11 protein-coding genes are annotated in these 17,358 nt (G+C 69.4%); 6 read left to right on the forward strand and 5 right to left on the reverse strand.

The window, feature by feature from the left end; genetic code table 11:
* Position 1: 1 nt before the first annotated feature.
* From Ssi02_RS24425 to groL, 3 genes are all read left to right on the forward strand, one after another.
* Positions 2 to 280 (forward strand): MoaD/ThiS family protein, encoded by a 279-nt coding sequence (locus Ssi02_RS24425; protein ID WP_204029615.1) that lies wholly within the window; start codon positions 2 to 4, stop codon positions 278 to 280.
* Between the two features lie 1,476 nt (positions 281 to 1,756).
* Entirely contained in the window at positions 1,757 to 1,957 is a 201-nt protein-coding gene (locus tag Ssi02_RS24430; RefSeq protein ID WP_055507665.1) for a cold-shock protein, read from the forward strand.
* Positions 1,958 to 2,926: 969 nt separating this feature from the next.
* The gene (gene groL / locus Ssi02_RS24435; RefSeq protein WP_204029617.1) at positions 2,927 to 4,552 is read left to right on the forward strand and encodes a chaperonin GroEL; all 1,626 of its coding nucleotides are present in this window, start codon (positions 2,927 to 2,929) and stop codon (positions 4,550 to 4,552) included.
* 755 nt (positions 4,553 to 5,307) lie between these two features.
* Here the strand turns inward: groL and Ssi02_RS24440 are convergent.
* Entirely contained in the window at positions 5,308 to 7,374 is a 2,067-nt protein-coding gene (locus Ssi02_RS24440; protein WP_373870190.1) for a HelD family protein, read from the reverse strand.
* A 132-nt stretch (positions 7,375 to 7,506) separates the two neighbouring features.
* On the opposite strand from Ssi02_RS24440, the gene Ssi02_RS24445 reads away from it, so the two are divergent.
* Positions 7,507 to 7,842, forward strand: coding sequence for a hypothetical protein (locus Ssi02_RS24445; RefSeq protein WP_204029619.1), 336 nt, complete (start codon positions 7,507 to 7,509; stop codon positions 7,840 to 7,842).
* A 692-nt stretch (positions 7,843 to 8,534) separates the two neighbouring features.
* Here Ssi02_RS24445 and Ssi02_RS24450 read toward each other — a convergent pair.
* The 3 genes from Ssi02_RS24450 to Ssi02_RS24460 all read right to left on the reverse strand — a co-directional run bounded on the left by Ssi02_RS24450 (position 8,535) and on the right by Ssi02_RS24460 (position 13,614).
* Positions 8,535 to 10,181, reverse strand: a complete 1,647-nt coding sequence (locus tag Ssi02_RS24450) for a DNA repair helicase XPB (protein WP_204029621.1) — start codon at positions 10,179 to 10,181, stop codon at positions 8,535 to 8,537.
* Between the two features lie 181 nt (positions 10,182 to 10,362).
* Positions 10,363 to 11,034, reverse strand: coding sequence for a DUF4190 domain-containing protein (locus tag Ssi02_RS24455; protein ID WP_204029623.1), 672 nt, complete (start codon positions 11,032 to 11,034; stop codon positions 10,363 to 10,365).
* A gap of 75 nt (positions 11,035 to 11,109) precedes the next feature.
* Positions 11,110 to 13,614 (reverse strand): helicase-associated domain-containing protein, encoded by a 2,505-nt coding sequence (locus tag Ssi02_RS24460; RefSeq protein WP_204029625.1) that lies wholly within the window; start codon positions 13,612 to 13,614, stop codon positions 11,110 to 11,112.
* Positions 13,615 to 13,947: 333 nt separating this feature from the next.
* Here Ssi02_RS24460 and Ssi02_RS24465 point away from each other — a divergent pair, with 333 nt between their 5' ends.
* On the forward strand, positions 13,948 to 14,346 hold the full coding sequence (locus tag Ssi02_RS24465) for a cold-shock protein (RefSeq protein WP_204029627.1): 399 nt from the start codon (positions 13,948 to 13,950) through the stop codon (positions 14,344 to 14,346).
* Positions 14,347 to 14,438: 92 nt separating this feature from the next.
* On the opposite strand, the gene Ssi02_RS24470 is transcribed toward Ssi02_RS24465, so the two are convergent.
* The gene (locus Ssi02_RS24470) at positions 14,439 to 15,974 is read right to left on the reverse strand and encodes an MFS transporter (protein ID WP_239129534.1); all 1,536 of its coding nucleotides are present in this window, start codon (positions 15,972 to 15,974) and stop codon (positions 14,439 to 14,441) included.
* Positions 15,975 to 16,157: 183 nt separating this feature from the next.
* Here Ssi02_RS24470 and Ssi02_RS24475 point away from each other — a divergent pair, with 183 nt between their 5' ends.
* The gene (locus Ssi02_RS24475) at positions 16,158 to 16,976 is read left to right on the forward strand and encodes a DUF3027 domain-containing protein (protein WP_204029629.1); all 819 of its coding nucleotides are present in this window, start codon (positions 16,158 to 16,160) and stop codon (positions 16,974 to 16,976) included.
* Positions 16,977 to 17,358 lie beyond the last annotated feature (382 nt).

A 17,358-nucleotide genomic window follows, 5' to 3' on the forward strand; every position in this document is an offset into this window, starting at 1 on the left:
GATGAGCGTTTCCGTGCGCATCCCCACGATCCTTCGCACTTACACCGGCGGCGCGGCCGAAGTCGCGGGTGAGGGCGCCACCCTCCGTGACGTCCTCGCCAAGCTGGACGCCGACTACCCCGGCATCGGCGCGCGGATCCTCGACGAGTCCGGCAAGATCCGTCGTTTCGTCAACGTCTACGTCGGTGACGAGGACGTGCGTTTCGCCGACGGACTCGACACCGCCACGCCGGACGGCGTCCAGGTCTCCGTCATCCCCGCCGTCGCCGGCGGGTGCTAGCGCTTCGGCGTTCGACAGGAGTTCTCATACGACCGCGACCGCGGGCCGCCGGGTGCGTCCCGTGTTGTCGCGGTGCCATTGAGGCCGAGGGCTTGTATGCCCCTCGGCCTCTTGTGTTTTACCGGCACATGCGGCCCTTGAGGGGTGTTGGGCTGGTTCGTCCGGAGGCTTTGGAGTTCCGGGTGTTCTCCGGTGGGTGGAGGCCACTGCTCTCCACGGCTCTGGGGAAGGCGTGCCGTTGACCGGTCCAGGGGTGGGCACGTGTCGTGGCCGGGGGCCGTTCGCGGGTGCTTCTGCGGGCTCCCCGGAGGCCGCGTGGCGAGGCGTGCCCCGGGCCTGGGGATTCGCAGGGGGTTCGAGGGCGGGAGTCGCGATGCCGTGGCGCGCGGGCCTCGCGCGGCGGCTGGGGTGGCGGTGGGTTCTCGGAGGGGCGGCGCGGCCTGGCCGGGGCGCCGGATGGGGGCCGGGGGGCGGTGACGAGGTGCCTGGGAACCGTATGCGGCAAGAAGTGGCTGAAACACTCGCCTTTGGCAACTCGCGGGATCCGCGCTGTTCCTGTCCGAGCATGATGAGGATGCTGGGGAAGACCGCAATTTCTGCGCCCTTCTTCCCCATCCCGGCGCTTCTCTTTCTGCTTCTACCACTTCCAGGGAACTGTTCCCGGCGAATGATGAGTACTTTCTCATCTGTTCACCTGCTGGTCGGCAGCCGGTTGCTTGAGTCGTATCTGCTGTTGGCGTGTCATGACACCCGATGTTGGTTGGTAAGCAATAACGTTCGATCTCCAAAGTTCCTCGCCCGTGCCTTTGCAAGTGCTTATGCCCGTGCTTATGCCCATGCAACTGCGAGTGCGAATGCAGGTGCAGCTGCAGGTGCGAATGCAGGTGCAACACAACTTCCGAGGGCTCCTCACACTCATCTCCATGGCCGTAACCACCCTGTGGAGCAAGGCGCGGGGAGCGGTTCCCCCTCGTAGAGCCGCGCGTTCGGCCGCCGGGACGCCGGCCGAGCCGGCGTTTGCGCGCCCGGCCGCGCCGTGAGGCGCCGGGTGTGGGGCAGGGTCGAGTAGTCGCAGCTCAAGGGCCTTGGGTGGCTCCGCGGCATGGCGCACCGGGCTGTTCCGCCAATGTGAGGGAACGTTCCAAGAGGGGCCTATAAGCGTTCACGGAGCGGGTGTTTGTGCCGTCCTGGGGATGTCGCGGCCACGTCGTTTTCGGCGGCGGCAGTGGTTTACATCACATGCTACATAATGCAGTTTTTGACTAACTAATCTGCTCAGAACAATTCTTCGATCGTGCTATCGGCGAACGAGAAGAACTAGTTTGTCGATTGACTCTGTTGCCCCAAGGCTTCGCACAGGTATGGTCGAGGACGATCGACGTAGCGGGGCCCGCTTCAACGGGCTTAGGCAACGAAGGTCAAGGGCCATGCAAGAGGAATGGGTGTGGTCCACAGCCCAGTAAGAGGAGTCGGAAAGTGGCGCAGGGCACCGTCAAGTGGTTCAACGCGGACAAGGGCTACGGCTTCATCGCGGTCGACGGTGGTAAGGATGTGTTCGTCCATTACTCGGCGATCTTGATGGATGGCTACCGAGCTCTAGAGCAGGGTCAGCGGGTCGAGTTCGAGATCACCCAGGGCCAGAAAGGCCCGCAGGCTGAGTCCGTGCGAACAGTCTGACGTTGCACTAGTCCTGTCAGGTCGTCGGCAGGGTCCGGCGGATCACATGGCAACGCAGTCCATGAGGATCCGGTGGGCACCTCGTTGACTCGAACCCCACTGGGCCCGACTCCTCCAGAGTCGGGCCCTTTTAGTGTCTTGGGAACTCATCCCGTTGGTCGGCGGCCGATATGCGGACCCGTGCCTGACCAGGTCGGAGTCTGGTGCCGGACCGGGAGCTCCCCGCTCGGTGCTCCGGCGATCCAGGCGGGGAACGGCGGCGGCTCGCCCGGTTGAGGAAGACGGCTTGGTGCCTCGAGGGGCTGTGCCGTTGGACTGCGGCCGATCCGTGATCCCGCTCATCGGCCGCGTCCGACCAGGTCAGGGCCTGGCACCGGACCGGCGGCTCAAGGTGTTGCCGGGCTGCGACCTGCTCAACGTCGCCTTTCCCTTCGGACCGGGTGGGTAGGCGGCTCAAGGCGTTGCCGGTATGCCGGCCGGCATTTTCGGGTCCCTGGCCAGACGACACGGGCCCGGCATCTCGTGCTCAGCCGCTCCTCGCTCGGTGTCCCCCGGCGGCACTGGTAGGGAGGAACGGGCGGCGGTTAGGACCTTGGGGGGCCTCTGAGGGCCTCTGGGGGGTTGGGGAGGGTGATGGTGGGGTGCGGCTTTGCTGGGGATTCCGAACTTCTGGGAGGTAATCGGTGGTTATAGGGCTCTGACGTGGCCGTTGAGGGGGTCTCTCCGCTGGAGATGGGATTCCTTGCAGCGGTTTGAGCCTGGTCAGACGGGATGGCGCTTGCACTCGGGAGGTGAGAGTGCTAAACAGTTCGTTGGCACTCTCCTAGGGAGAGTGACAATCCGGGATCGGGGCCGATGGAGCCTGGCCGACCACGGCGACTGGTGTCGTGGGCAGGCGGGTTCGCAAGCCGTCGCGGGCGTCGACTCGATCCGCTGCAAGCCACCCTGTTATCTGGGAGGTCTAGCCGTATGGCAGCCAAGATGATCGCGTTCGACGAGGACGCCCGGCGCGGTCTTGAGCGCGGAATGAACCAGCTCGCCGACGCCGTCAAGGTGACCCTGGGTCCCAAGGGGCGCAACGTCGTTCTGGAGAAGAAGTGGGGCGCTCCCACGATCACCAACGACGGTGTCTCCATCGCCAAGGAGATCGAGCTCGAGGACCCGTGGGAGAAGATCGGCGCCGAGCTCGTCAAAGAGGTCGCCAAGAAGACCGATGACGTAGCCGGCGACGGCACCACGACCGCCACCGTGCTCGCCCAGGCGCTGGTGCGTGAGGGCCTGCGCAACGTCGCCGCGGGCGCCAACCCGATGTCCCTGAAGAAGGGCATCGAGGCGGCGGTCGAGCGCGTGAGCGAGGAGCTCTCCAAGATCGCCAAGGACGTGGAGACCAAGGAGCAGATCGCCTCCACCGCCTCCATCTCCGCCGGCGACGCCCAGATCGGCGAGATGATCGCCGAGGCGATGGACAAGGTCGGCAAGGAAGGCGTCATCACCGTCGAGGAGAGCAACACCTTCGGGCTCGAGCTTGAGCTCACCGAGGGCATGCGCTTCGACAAGGGTTACATCTCGCACTACTTCGCGACCGACCCCGAGCGCATGGAAGCGGTCCTCGAGGACCCCTACATCCTCATCGTCAACTCCAAGGTCTCCGCGAACAAGGACCTGCTGCCCCTGCTCGACAAGGTCGTGCAGTCCGGCAAGCCGCTCCTGATCATCGCTGAGGACGTCGAGGGCGAGGCCCTGGCCACCCTGGTCGTCAACAAGATCCGCGGCCTGTTCCGCTCCGTGGCCGTCAAGGCCCCCGGCTTCGGCGACCGCCGCAAGGCCATGCTCGGCGACATCGCCATCCTCGCCGGTGGCCAGGTCATCGCCGAGGAGGTCGGCCTCAAGCTGGAGACCGCCACCCTCGACCTGCTCGGCCGCGCCCGCAAGGTCGTGGTCACCAAGGACGAGACGACGATCGTCGACGGCGCCGGTGACGCCGAGCAGATCGCCGGCCGCGTCAACCAGATCCGCGCCGAGATCGACAACACCGACTCCGACTACGACCGCGAGAAGCTCCAGGAGCGCCTCGCCAAGCTCGCCGGCGGCGTCGCCGTCATCAAGGCGGGCGCGGCCACCGAGGTCGAGCTCAAGGAGCGCAAGCACCGCATCGAGGACGCCGTCCGCAACGCGAAGGCGGCCGTCGAGGAGGGCATCGTCCCCGGCGGTGGCGTGGCGCTGATCCAGGCCGGCGCCAAGGCGTTCGACAAGCTCGAGCTGGGCGGCGACGAGGCCACCGGTGCCTCCATCGTCAAGAAGGCGCTTGAGGAGCCGCTGAAGCAGATCGCCGTCAACGCCGGCCTTGAGGGTGGCGTCGTCGTCGAGCGCGTCCGCAACCTCACCCCCGGTGAGGGCCTCAACGCCGCCTCGGGCGACTACGTCAACATGTTCGAGGCGGGCATCATCGACCCGGCCAAGGTGACCCGTTCCGCTCTGCAGAACGCGGCCTCCATCGCGGCGCTGTTCCTCACCACCGAGGCAGTCATCGCCGAGAAGCCGGAGAAGGAGAAGGCCCCGGCCATGCCGGGCGGCGGCGGGGACATGGACTTCTGAGTCCGTCTTCTCAGCCTCTAGAAGGGGTGGCCCCAGGCACCGGGGTCACCCTTTCTCGCCTTTCCGGCCCCTCCCGGCGTGGGTATTCCCGGCCGTCCCCAGCGTGAGCTTTCCGGTCCTCCCCGGCGCGAGCATCCCCGGTCGTTCCTGGCGCGAGCATTTCCGGCCGTCTCCGGCGTGGGCGTCCAGGCCTTCCTCGGCGTGGGCTTTCCCGGCCGTCTCCGGCGTGGGCTTTCCCGGCACTCCCCGACTTGAGCCTTCCCGGCCGTCTCCGGCGTGGGCTTTCCCGGCACTCCCCGGCGTGAGCATCCCCCGGCCCTCCTCAGCGTGAGCTTTCCCGGCCGTCTCCGGAGTGGGCTGGGGCGCGGGCTTTCTGTTCTGGCATGGCTTATCGCCGGCTTCTGGAGGGGGCGCGGGGGCTGGGCCACCCCTTCTCGCGTTTGCGGCCCGTCCCGGTGTGGGGTTGGGGCGGGTCTTCTTCTGGTGCGGCTTTCCGTCTGCGCATCGGCCGTGGACCGACGGGTAGGACGGGCCGTTGCTGGCCGAGCGGCCGGTGGGCGGGCTTGCGCACCGGCCGCGGATCAACGGGTAGGACGGGCCCCTGCTTGCCGAGCGGGCGGGGAGTGGGCCGATGGTCTGAGGGACTGTCGCCGGCACGTTGCGTCCCCGGGCAGTTGGGTCGGCTCAGGCCGCGGGGAGGGGAAGGGTGCCAAAAATGTGGAGGCCGGCAGGGCGCTCCCCGGCCATTCGTGCGGCTAGTCGGTCAGGGCTTCGGGGAGTGGGGTGGTGTGGAGGACGGTGAGGGTGGTCACGGCGCGGGTGAGGGCGACGTAGAGGCGGGCCAGGCCGCGTTCCTCGGCGGTGGCGATGGCGGCGGGTTCGACGACGATGACGTGGTCGTATTCGAGGCCCTTGGCGAGGGTGGCGGGAACCAGGGCCAGGCGGTGGTCGGCGTCGCCGTCGGGGGTGAGGACCGCGTGGGCGTGGCCGGCGGCGGTGAGGGTGGCGGACAGGGCCGGGAGGGCGTCGTCGGCGGCGATGAGGCCGATGGAGCCCTCGCGGGCCAGGGCGGCGGCCACGGCCTCGGTGAGGGCCTCGTCCGTCGCGGCGGGGCGCAGGGTGAGGGAGCCGGCTCCGGGGCGCAGGGAGCGCGGAGGGGCGAGGCCTGGCGCGATCGAGGGGAGGAGCCGCGCGGCGTAGTCGAGGACCTCGCGGGGCACGCGGAAGCCGAGGGTCAGCTCCGTGACGGCGCCGCCGTCGATGCCGAGGTGGAGCAGCACGTCGTCCCAGGAGGTGGCGGACCACGGGGTGGTGCCCTGGGCGAGGTCGCCGAGCACGGTGGCCGAGCCGTTGCGGCAGCGGCGTCCGAGGGCGCGGAGCTGCATGGGGGAGAGGTCTTGGGCTTCGTCCACGATGAGGTGGCCGATGGAGGGGGAGCGGTCGATGAGGTCGGCGAGTTCGTCGAGCAGGGCCGCGTCGGCGGCGCTCCAGCGGGCCGACTTCCACGATCGCGGTGCTTTGCGCCAGAGGAGCAGCTCGTGCTCTTCGGGGGTGAAGGCACCCCGGTTGGCGGCGCTCAGGAAGTCGCCGTCGCTGAGAAGCCGGAAGAGCACCTGTTCTGGCACGAGCTTCGGCCACACCTGCTCGACGAGCTTCTTGACCGGCTGTGAGCGCGCGACGGACTCCTGCACCCGGTCGTCGGGGGACTCGCCGCGGCGTTCCATGCTGACGAGCACGGCGTGGGCCAGCCTCTGGGCCAGCGCCGTGCGCCCCGGGCCGTAACGGGTGGTGCCACGCAGCCCGGCCACGATCTCGCGGACCTCGTAGTCGGCCACGCGGTGCCGGTGCGACCCCTTGCTGATCAGCAGGCCCTCGTCGGGTTTGCTCACGTGCGCCCAGATGGCCCGCCGCAGAACGTCGATCATGCGGGGGTCGCCTTTGAGCGCGGCGACGGCGGGGTCCTCGGGGGTGGCGTGCCCGCCGAGCAGGCCGGTGACGGTGGTCTGGTCGACCTTGACCTCGCCGAGCGCGGGCAGCACGGAGGAGATGTAGGCGAGGAAGGCCCGGTTGGGGCCGACGATCGTCACACCGGCGCGGGTCAGCCGGTCGCGGTGGGTGAACAGGAGGTAGGCGGCGCGGTGGAGGCCGACCGCGGTCTTGCCGGTGCCGGGCGCACCCTGCACGCAGACGGTCTGCGCGAGGTCGGATCGCACGATGTCGTCCTGGTCGGGCTGGATCGTGGCGACGATGTCGCGCATGGGGCCGGTGCGGGGGCGCTCGATCTCTTCGGTCAGGATTCTGGACTGGCCGAGGGGACTGTCGCCGGTGAGAGGCTCGTCCTCGTAGGCGGTGAGTTCGCCGCCTTGATAGCCGAATCTCCGCCGCATCGCGACACCCATGGGGTTGGCCGGCCCGGCCTGGTAGAAGGCGCGGGACACTGGTGCCCGCCAGTCGACGACGAGCGGCTTGCTCGCCTGGTCGTGCACATGCCGGCGGCCCACGTGGAGGGTCGGGGGCAGGTCGTCGTCGGCGTCTCGGTTGAGGCGGCCGAAGAAGAGCGGCGTGTCGGGGTGGTCGGCGAGGGCGGCGATGCGCTGGTCGAGCAGGCCGCGCAGCGTCTGCTGCGACACCCAGTCGGCGGCGGCGTCCTCCGACAGCCCTTCGGCGTGCTCACGCATGGCGCGCAGCGCCACCCGGGAGGCTGTGAGGTGGGCGCGCTCGGCGGCGAGCACGGGGTCGGGGGAGTCCCGGGAGAGGGAATCGGTCTCGGATGGAGGTGGTGGGATTTCGGTTATGTCAGGGGCGAGTTGACTGTCGGGCACGCGACATCTCCTTGGCGCGGTGTTGGAGTGAGGGGAAACTCGCCAGACTACTCGTTCGAACGCGAAGACCTCCACCCATTTATGGTTCGCGCATGTCGACTGAGAATTGGCGCGATGGGGTAGGTGATCCACGTGACCCGCGCCCATATGGGGCTTTCCCCCGCTATACCGACAGTAGCCAGTCTGTTGCTCGCGGCTCTATGGGCCTTGTCAGTGTTTGCCGGTTGGGGGTTTGCCGCGTTCTGTGAGAGCGGGGATCTTGTGGCGGAGTGTGAGCGGCGACTGGGCTTTGCCGTGACCCTCTCGGGCGTGTTCGCCGTGGTAGCGGCGGTGTGTACGGCGGGAGCCTGGCTGGCCTTCGCCATACACCGAAACCTCTCGCGTTTCAATATCGGGATGGGAGTGGCGATTGCCGCATGGGTGGTCGCCGAGGGTGTGCTCTTCATAGGAGGAATGCTCGTTCGGTAGCCATTCCCACACTAAGCGTGATTGTGTTCCGCCTCTCGCCAAGATTCGCGGAAAAAGCCGGGCAAGTCTGGTGAATTCAGCAGATCATGGGGTATGCCGGAAGCTGGTCATCAGACCAGGCGAGGGGGTGGTTCTCTTGTCCAAGATCCGTGGTATTTCCTGGACCTAGGTCGTGAGTACTTTTCATCCTCTGTTACGAGCCGTTGTCGGCGAGGGCTCCCATGGGTTCACTGGCATGAGGGTTCAGCCGACCGTTCCAGCGGGTCGGGCAAGGGATGGAAAGTCTGCGTTCGCCCGGAGGTGTGCCCCGATGGCACACCGGCGGGCGGACACTGTTGTTGGCGGACATTGGGTTCGTGGCCATTGGTTTCATGGGCGCCGCGGTTTCATGGGCGCCGCGCCAGCGGACACCGTGTTCGCGAGGCGGTCCGCAGGCCGGGTCCGCGCCGACGAGGTCATGCCGCCATGCCCTCGGGTGCGACGCCCCGCCGGGAGGGAGCGCCGTGGCGCAGCGTGCGGTGCGCGCCGCCGTCGGCATGCCCGCGACGAGGCCGTAACGCCATCCCCCGCCATGTCCACGGCTTCCAGCGTCATGCGCCCGCTTCGCCGTACCGAACATCGCGCCCGCCTGAAGCCGCACCTCGAAGCCCGTAAAACCGCGCCGTGAAAACGACCCGGCGATTCCAGCCTACTCAAGCATCGTCGAGCACGTCGTCCGCGTCGACGATCTGATAGGCATATCCCTGTTCGGCGAGGAATCGTTGCCGGTGAGCGGCGAAATCCTGGTCGACCGTGTCCCTGCTGACCACCGAATAGAAGCGCGCCCCACCTCCGTCGGCCTTGGGACGGAGCACACGCCCGAGCCGCTGCGCCTCCTCCTGCCGTGACCCGAAGGTGCCGGACACCTGGATGGCCACCGACGCCTCCGGCAGGTCGATCGAGAAGTTCGCCACTTTGGAGACCACCAGGACCCGGATCTCCTTGTCGCGGAACGCCTGGAACAGCCGCTCACGCTCGCGCACCCGCGTCTCGCCCTTGATGACCGGGGCGGAGAGGTGCTCGGCGAGCTCGTCCAGCTGGTCGATGTATTGCCCGATGACCAGCACCTGGTCGTCGACGTGCCGCTTGACCAGGGCCTCGGTGATGCGCAGCTTCGACGGTGTCGTGGCGCAGAACCGGTAGCGCTCCTCGGCCTCGGCCATCGCGTAGGACAGCCGCTCGGCGTCGCTCAGCGTGACCCGGACCTCGACGCAGTCGGCGGGGGCGATCCACCCCTGGTTCTCCATCTCCTTCCACGGCGCGTCATAACGCTTGGGGCCGATCAGGGAGAACACGTCGCCCTCCCGCCCGTCCTCGCGGACGAGGGTCGCGGTCAGCCCGATGCGCCGCCGCGCCTGGAGGTCGGCGGTCATGCGGAAGATCGGCGCCGGCAGCAGGTGCACCTCGTCGTAGACGACGAGACCCCAGTCGCGCGCGTCGAACAGCTCAAGGTGGCGGTAGACGCCCTGCCTGCGCGTGGTCATCACCTGGTAGGTGGCGATGGTGACCGGGCGGATCTCCTTTTTGGTCCCGGTGTATTCGCCGATCTCGTCCTCGGTCAGCGTGGTGCGGCGCAGCAGCTCCTGCTTCCACTGGTGGGCCGAGACGGTGTTGGTGACCAGGATGAGCGTGGTGGCCGAGGCCCGCGCCATCGCGGCGGCGCCGACGATCGTCTTGCCCGCGCCGCAGGGGAGGACCACGACGCCCGAGCCGCCGTGCCAGAAGGAGTCGGCGGCGTCGCGCTGGTATGCCCGCAGCGCCCAGCCGTCCTCCACCAGGCCGATGTCGTGCCGCTCGCCGTCGACGTAGCCCGCGAGGTCCTCGGCGGGCCACCCCAGCTTGAGCAGCGCCTGCTTGAGGGTGCCCCGCTCGCTCGGGTGCACGCGGACGGTGTCGTCGCCGATGCGCTCGCCCAGCAACGGCTGGATCTTCTTGGACCGCAGCACCTCCTCAAGCACGGCCCGGTCGGTGCTGCTCAGCACAAGATCGTGCACGGGGTGCTTCTCCAGGCGCAGCCGCCCGAAGCGCGACATGGTCTCGGCCACGTCGACCAGGAGCGCGTGGGGCACCGGGTAGCGGCTGTGGGTGATCAGCGCGTCCACGACCTGCTCGGCGTCGTGACCGGCCGCCCTCGCGTTCCACAGGGCGAGGGGGGTCACCCGGTAGGTGTGGACGTGCTCGGGCGCGCGCTCCAGCTCGGCGAAGGGCGCGATCGCCTTGCGGCAGGCGTCGGCACCCGGGTGGCCGACCTCGAGGAGCAGGGTCTTGTCCGATTGGACGATGAGTGGGCCATCATTCACAGTGCGGACTCCAGACGTGGGCGGCTATCGCATATCAAACACCCGCGGTGCCCGAATGAGTCCCGGATCCGGAAAGCGCGCCCCCGCGGGCGTGGCCGCCCAGGATACCTGTGAGCTGTGCGAATCGCCGCCGTGCTACCGGACTGCCGCCGAGTACGGCTGTCGCGGGCGGCCGGCCGCCTCAGTCGAGATAGCCGCCCAGGCCGAAGAAGACGAGCATGCCGGCGCCGAGGACGAGGAGCCCGGCGTTCACGCCGAGGGCGATCCACGCGCCCCGCAGCAGCTTGCGGGCGCCCTGCGGGTCCTGGTCGGCCTTGGACAAGCCGATGATCGACAGGATCGTGCCGATGATCCCGCCGATGCTGACATAGCAGGTGGGCAGCGCCACGACGCTGAGCACCAGCGCCACGATGGCCTGGGTCTTGGGGCTGTCGGGGTGCGGGTTGCCGGGGCCGTAGTGCTGGTGGGGGGCGCCGTATCCCGCGCCGTATCCGGGTTGTCCGTAGTCGACCGGGCCGTATCCAGGCTGAGCGCCGTAATCGGGGCCGTAACCCGGCTGGGCGTAGTCCGTGGAGGCGTATCCCGGCTGGCCGTAGTCGGGGCCGTATCCCGGCTGGCCGTAGGACTGGCCGTAGTCCTGGGGAGGCGGGTAGCCCGGGTCCGATCCGTACGGGGCGCCGGAGGGGTAGGGGTTGGAGTCCGGTCCCTGTCCGTAATGGGGCGGCGGCGCGGAGTGCGGCCCCGAGCCGTATTGCCGGGTGGACGGCTGCTCGTAGGGGTTGCTGTGCGGGCCCACGTTGTAGGGGTCCTGCCAGGGATCCCCAGGCCCTTCAGGGGTGTAACCGCTGCTCACGTGGCTCGTCTCATTAGGTAAAGCGGGAATCGATTTGTTAAAACAATAGTCAACAGCAGCGGATCATGCGTCCTGTCAGTCACTTATGTCCGTGACGCCAGTGATGCGGTGAAGCTGGAATCGATGCACCGCCGCACGCGTCTCGTCGTAGGCGGTGAGATAGCCCGCCTCCATCCGCGCCGGCTCCAGGATGCGGCTCGTCGCGTTGCCCTGCGAGTCCAGATAGCCGATCCACACCCGGGTCCCCCGCTTGATCGCCTCCTGGAGCGCCGAGATCGTGGCCGTCGACGGGGTGCGCGGCACCTGCCCCATCGGCGCGGCGGTCGGCCGCCGCCTGGCCAGATGCGCCGCGTCCCCCGCCCGGATGGCGCGGATCGCCGCCGTGACCGCCTCGGCGGGCAGGCCGGCGAAGGAGGAGGTGACCTTGGCCGGCGGCGCGGCCTCCGCGCGGCGGGCCTCCAAGTGCGTGATCATCACATCGCCCTCGGCCGACTCGGCCACCGGCGCATATCCCATCGCCCGCAACGAGTCGACCAGCGCCGTGCTCCCGGTGCGGGAGGCGATCACCGTGGGGGCGAGCCGCCGCAGTCGCAGCGGAATGGACCGCCTGTCGGCCATCACCTGGTCGAGCAGCGCGGAGTCGTCACACCTGATGTAGGCCGAGGCGGTGCCGACCCTCATGCGCCCGTGCCGCCGCGCGGCGTCGGTGACGAGGTAGGACAGCGGCTGGGGGACCGGCGTGGCCGAGTGGCGCTCCAGCATGGACAGCAGGTCGTCGGCGCTCTGCCCCGCGTCGAGCGCCCGCCGGATCGACTGCTCGCCGAACCTGTAGACCGTCGCGCCCCCGGTCGACTCGACCTCCGCGGCGAGCGCCAGGAAGCGGTTCAGCTCCGCGGTGAGCGGGCCCGGCGCGACCGCCGTCAGGTCGGCCTGGAGCAGCACATGGTCGACCGGCTCCGGGAGCAGGGGGCCGAGCAGGTCGGCGGCCGATCTGTTGCCGATCGCGCCGTTGGGTCTGCTCTGAGGCCGCGCCTTGGACCCGGACGACAACGCCGCGCCGTGCGCGGACAGGGCGCCGAGCCCGGTGACGCCGAGTAGTTCGGCCTCCCGGAGGGTGAACTCCACAAGCTGATCGCGATAGGGCCCGCGTCTGCGGGGCTGCTCCCAGGCCAGGCGGTCGAGCACGGCGGCGAGATCGGGCGCGAGCCCCCGTTCCGCGCTCGCCAGCACGCCGAGCGTCGCCGCGCGCACCTCGGGGGCGGCCGACCGGCGGAGGTCCGGGTGGAGGGCGTTGAGGAGGCGGTCGCGTTCGTCACGATCGCCCACGATGCCGGGCACGCGGTCGGTCGAGAGCCATGCTCCGGCGAGGATGGCCCACCTGTCCTCAGTGCATTTCACCCGCCACACGTCATATCCCGACGTGGGCAGCCACTCGCCGTCCACCCCGCCGCTCGCCGCGATCAGTCCCGCCGCGAAGGCCACCTCGGTCACGAGCGCCGCCGCCTGCTCTGGCACGTCGAGCAGTTGCGCGGTGCGCTTCAGGTCGCGTACGGCGAGGCCACCCGTGCGCAGCACCCCCGGCGGGTCGAACCCCCAGCGCTCGCACAGCTCCTCCACCGCGCGCACGAAGGTGAACGCCTGTCCCGCCGCCGTCCTGTCGGACAGGCCGGAATCGCGGGAGGTGCCCCGCAGCGGCGGCGGCTCGGGGGACAGGTCGCGGTGCAGGCGTCCGCCGCGCAGGAAGAGCCCGACCTCCCTCGGCAGCGCCACACTCTCGTCACCCGTGGCCGCGAGCAGCCCGCGGGCGAGCAGTTCCTCGATGGGCGACTTCGCCGTGGAGGTACGGACTTCGCGTCTGGCGTTGGGCACCCGCCCGCTGGCCGGCCCCCAGGCGAGTTCGCCGAGCGCGGCCCGCGCCTGCGGCGACACCTCGGCGACCAGGCGCTCGACGACGGCGATGTCGTCGAGCAGATCGGCGAGTCTCTCCCTGGCCGCCGCCGAGTCGGCGAACGGCCCGGGGGCGGCGGGATCGAGGCCGATATCGGCGATGAGCAGCTCAAGCCGGTCCTGCGGGCTGTGGCGGAACGCATCGAACACGGGCGGCCCGAGCCCGGCGGGCCCCTCCAGCACCTCACGCACCCCGGGGGCCACGGAAAGGGCCTCGCACGGGCCATAGACGAGTGCGAGCATCCGCAGTCGCTCCACGGTCGCCGACACCGGGGCGGCCAGCATCGCGCGTGCGCTCTTGACCTTGCCGGCGGTGCGGCCGCCCTTGCCCGGGCCCTTGCCCGGGAGGGCCCCGGCGTCCTCGCCTGGGCCGGGCACGGCACGGGCGAGCAGCTCGACAAGGTCGGTGACCGACATGGCGGCGGGCTGCACGGCCAGCGTCTCCACCACCGCCAGGGAAAAGCGATCAAGCCGGTCGAGCACGCGGCCGACGGCCGAGGGACTCGTGGCCCGCGAGGCCAGCCCGGCCAGGTGGGCGGGGACGGGCGTCACCAGTTCGGGACGCGCTGAAGCCAGAGCGCACAACTGCTCGTCGTCGCGCTCTCGCAACCATTCAATGAACTCGCCGCTCATCGGTTCCATCGTAGGAGGTACGGCAGGCCGGGGAAGTGGGATCAAACACTTGAAGAGCGCTGGACCCGACCAACAGGACATCGGGGGCGTAGCAGGGCGTGTCCGGGGGTGTCGGGCGGGCGGGGTGCCTCACAGGGGTCATCTCTCGATCGTTGGGATCGCTATAGGGGGAAACTGGATCGCAAATACGTGTGTAGGCCACTTATTGTGGAGATGGCCGGTGCCGTTGGCCTCGATCCCCAATTTGCGGTCGATTCCACGGTCGCTTGACGCCTTGGGTGGGCATAACCTACATCCATTCACTTTCACGACAGTCTGAACGAGGTCACCCCTGTGCCGAGTGGCAAGGTCAAGTGGTACGACGCCGACAAGGGTTTCGGCTTCCTCACCCGCGACGACGGCGGTGAGGTCTTCGTGCATTCCTCCGCACTCCCCAGCGGGGTTGACTCCCTCAAGCCTGGCCAGAAGGTCGAATTCGGAGTAGCCGAGGGCCGTAGGGGACAACAGGCACTTTCCGTGCGAGTCCTCGAACAACCCCCAACTCTGGCTAAGTCTCCAAGGGCCAAGGGGAAGCGTAAGAAGCCCGACGAGATGGTCGTCATCGTTGAGGACCTGATCAAGCTGTTGGACGCCGTCTCCACGTCCTACCAAAAGGGCAAGCACCCCGACGCCACCCACGCCCGCAAGGTCGCCACGGTGCTGCGCGCGGTGGCCGACGACCTGGAAGGCTGACCCCGCGTCACCGCCGGTCCCGGCTTCGCCGTACGGCTAAGCCGGGACACGTGCCTTTGTCCCCCGAAACCGTCCTCCGGAGCCCGGCCGGCTCAGCCGAAGGGGTTGGTGAGCGGTTTGGTGCGCTCGACCGTGGCCTGGTTGTCGACGTCGTCGGCGTGGGCGGGCGGGTGGGCGGTGCGCGCCGGGGGCCGGAACGGCGCGAGGCGTTTGCGCCTGGCGATCAGCAGCCACCCGAGCATGACCCCCATGACGGCGCAGGTGAACATGAGCCCGGCCGGCCCCGTCGAGAACAGCGACATGAGCAGGCCGGCCACGCCGCCCAGCACCCAGGCGAGCTGGAGCAGCGCCTCCACGACGCCGAAGGTGGACGATCGCACCTCCTCGCCGATCTCCTGCTGGACGACCGCGTCGAGCGCCAGCTTGCCGAGCTCCTGGGCGAAGGCCGCGACGAGGGCGATCGCCACCGCCGCCCACAATCCGAAGAAATATGCCGTCACGGCGGCAGCCGCGGTGCTCAGACCCAGGGTGACGAGCACGGTGACCTGTGGCGAGCGACCGCGCACCAGGGAGGCCGCGGCGGCGCCCAGCAGGCCGCCGGCGCCCGCCGCGCCGGCGAGCAGCGCGATGACGGCCTCGGGCCGCATTCCCGGCAGATGCCTTTCCTGCACCAGGAAAAGCAGATAAAAAAGCATAAATCCCGAGAAAATGCGGATTGCGGCGTTGGCGCGCATTGCCTCGGTCACGGCGGGCCCGAGGGCGAGCAGGTCGCGCACCGCCCGCCTGCGGGGCACACGCTCGGCCGCCCGCGCCTCCTCCGCGTCGCCGAGGTCCTCGTCGTAGAGATCGGGCGAGTCGAGGTGCCGCGGCAGCCGTACGGCCTGCACCCCGAGGGCCAGGAACAGCACCATCGCGATCCGCAGCACCCACTCCGCGCCGAGCCAGGCGGTCAGCCCCGCCCCGACCGGCAGTGCGACGCCAGCCGAGACCAGCGAGAACAGCGCGACCCTGGCGTTGGCGGTGACCAGGGTGATGTCCGCGGGCAGCACACTCGGCATGATCGCGGCACGCGACACGTTGTACGCCTTGGACAGCACAAGCACACCGAGCGCCGCCGGGAACAACGTGATCAGGTCCCCCGCGGGCACCGCGGCCGCCATGGCGAAACAGAGCAGGCCCCGGGCGAACAGGGTGCCCGCCATCACATAGCGCCGTCCCGAACGAAACCGGTCGAGCACCGGCCCGACAAACGGCGCCACCACCGCGAACGGCACCATCGTGATCAACAGGTAGAGCGCGACCTGGCCGCGCGCCTCGTCCACCGGCAGCCCGAAGAACAGGGTGCCGGCCAGCGCCACGGTGATCAACGCGTCGCCGGCGCTGTGCGCGGCGGTCAGCTCGATCAGGCGGCCGAGCCCGGTGCGTCCCGCGCCGTTGGCGTGGGTGAGCCGCCGTGTCGCCCGGCCGACCTTCTTGGTCGCCCCCGCGGCCCCCTTGCCCACCGCGCGGGAGGTGTGGGCCGCACCACGCCCCGCGCGCACGCTCGCGTGCCCCGCCCGGGAAGCCCCCCGGCCGAGACCACGGGCGATCTTCCCGATCGTCTCCCCCGCCCTCCGCCACGCTGTCACTTCTTTATTCTCATACGTGTCGATCCGTGGCGTGTTCACACCCCGCTGTGCCCCTGTGACCGGCTGCTACTTTCGGGGCTGAAGTGGCCTGTGAGGCGCGCCACGACCCTCGTTGCGAAGGTCCGTCGCGGCTTTGGTGCGATGCGGGGTACTGGCCGCTGTGGGGATGGGTGAGAATGAAGTGTGAGCCGTACTCGATCCCGCACCCCAGCACTCGACAAGGCATGCGTCGACGCCGTTGAGTTGGCCCGCGCGGCGGCGGAGGAGATCGCGCGGCCCGGCGAGGTGGGCGACCACCTGGGCCACCAGAGCGAGGGCGACCGGGTCGTCACGCATTACTTCGCCTGCCTCGACCGCGCCTACCGCGGCTGGCGCTGGGCGGTGACGGTGGCGCGGGCGTCGCGGGCCCGCCACGTGACGGTCAGCGAGACGGTGCTGCTGCCGGGGGCCGGGGCGCTCATGCCGCCGGCGTGGGTGCCGTGGAGCGAGCGGCTCCGTCCCGGCGACCTCGGCGTGGGCGACCTGCTGCCGACCTCGGCCGACGACGACCGGCTCGTGCCGGGCTTCACCGAGACCGACGACGACACCGATCACCAGATGTTCTTCGAATACGGCTTGGGCCGGGCCAGGGTGTTGTCCGCCCTCGGCCGCGACCAGGCCGTCCGGCGGTGGCACTCGGGCGAGTCCGGCCCGCACTCGCCGCTGGCCCACGCCGCCCCGGCGCAGTGCTCGACCTGCGGCTTCTACTGGCCGCTCGCGGGTGCGCTGCGCATCGGGTTCGGGGTGTGCGCCAACGAATACGCCCCCGACGACGGCCGCGTGGTGGCGGCCGACCACGGGTGCGGCGCGCACTCGGAGGCCGCGGTCGTGCCCCCGGCGGTCGAGCAGCCTCCGCCGATTCTTGACGATCTCGGTTACGACCTGATGGAGGCCGACGAGGAGGCCGCCGATCTGGCCGGATCGGTCGAAGAGGATGTGTCCGAGCCTTTCGGCCACTCTTGATCGCGATCTGCCGACGCACCGCCTTCTTTTTTGGCATCCTTCCCCTCGTGAATGAGGGGATCCCGGAGCGGGATCCCCTCGCGATCGGTCGTGCCCGCGTGCGGTTCCGCGCGGCTGGGCAGGGATTCTTCAGAGGTCTCCGCCGCACGGCCGGCAAGGTACGATCGACCGAGCCCCGCACCGCACAAGTGTTCGAAGTGTGACTTGCGACGGTGTTGGCTCGGAACAGTGCTGGCTTGCAAACAGTGCTCGCTTGCAACAGTGCTCGCTGCAAACAGTGCTCGCTGCAAACAGTGCTTGCTGCAAACAGTGCTGGCTTGAAACAAACGTTTGGGTGCGGCCGCTTGCCGCGTTTCCTCCCCCGCCTAACCCGCGGGTCTTG

The organism is Sinosporangium siamense (genome assembly GCF_016863435.1).
Taxonomy (GTDB): Bacteria; Actinomycetota; Actinomycetes; order Streptosporangiales; family Streptosporangiaceae; genus Sinosporangium; species Sinosporangium siamense.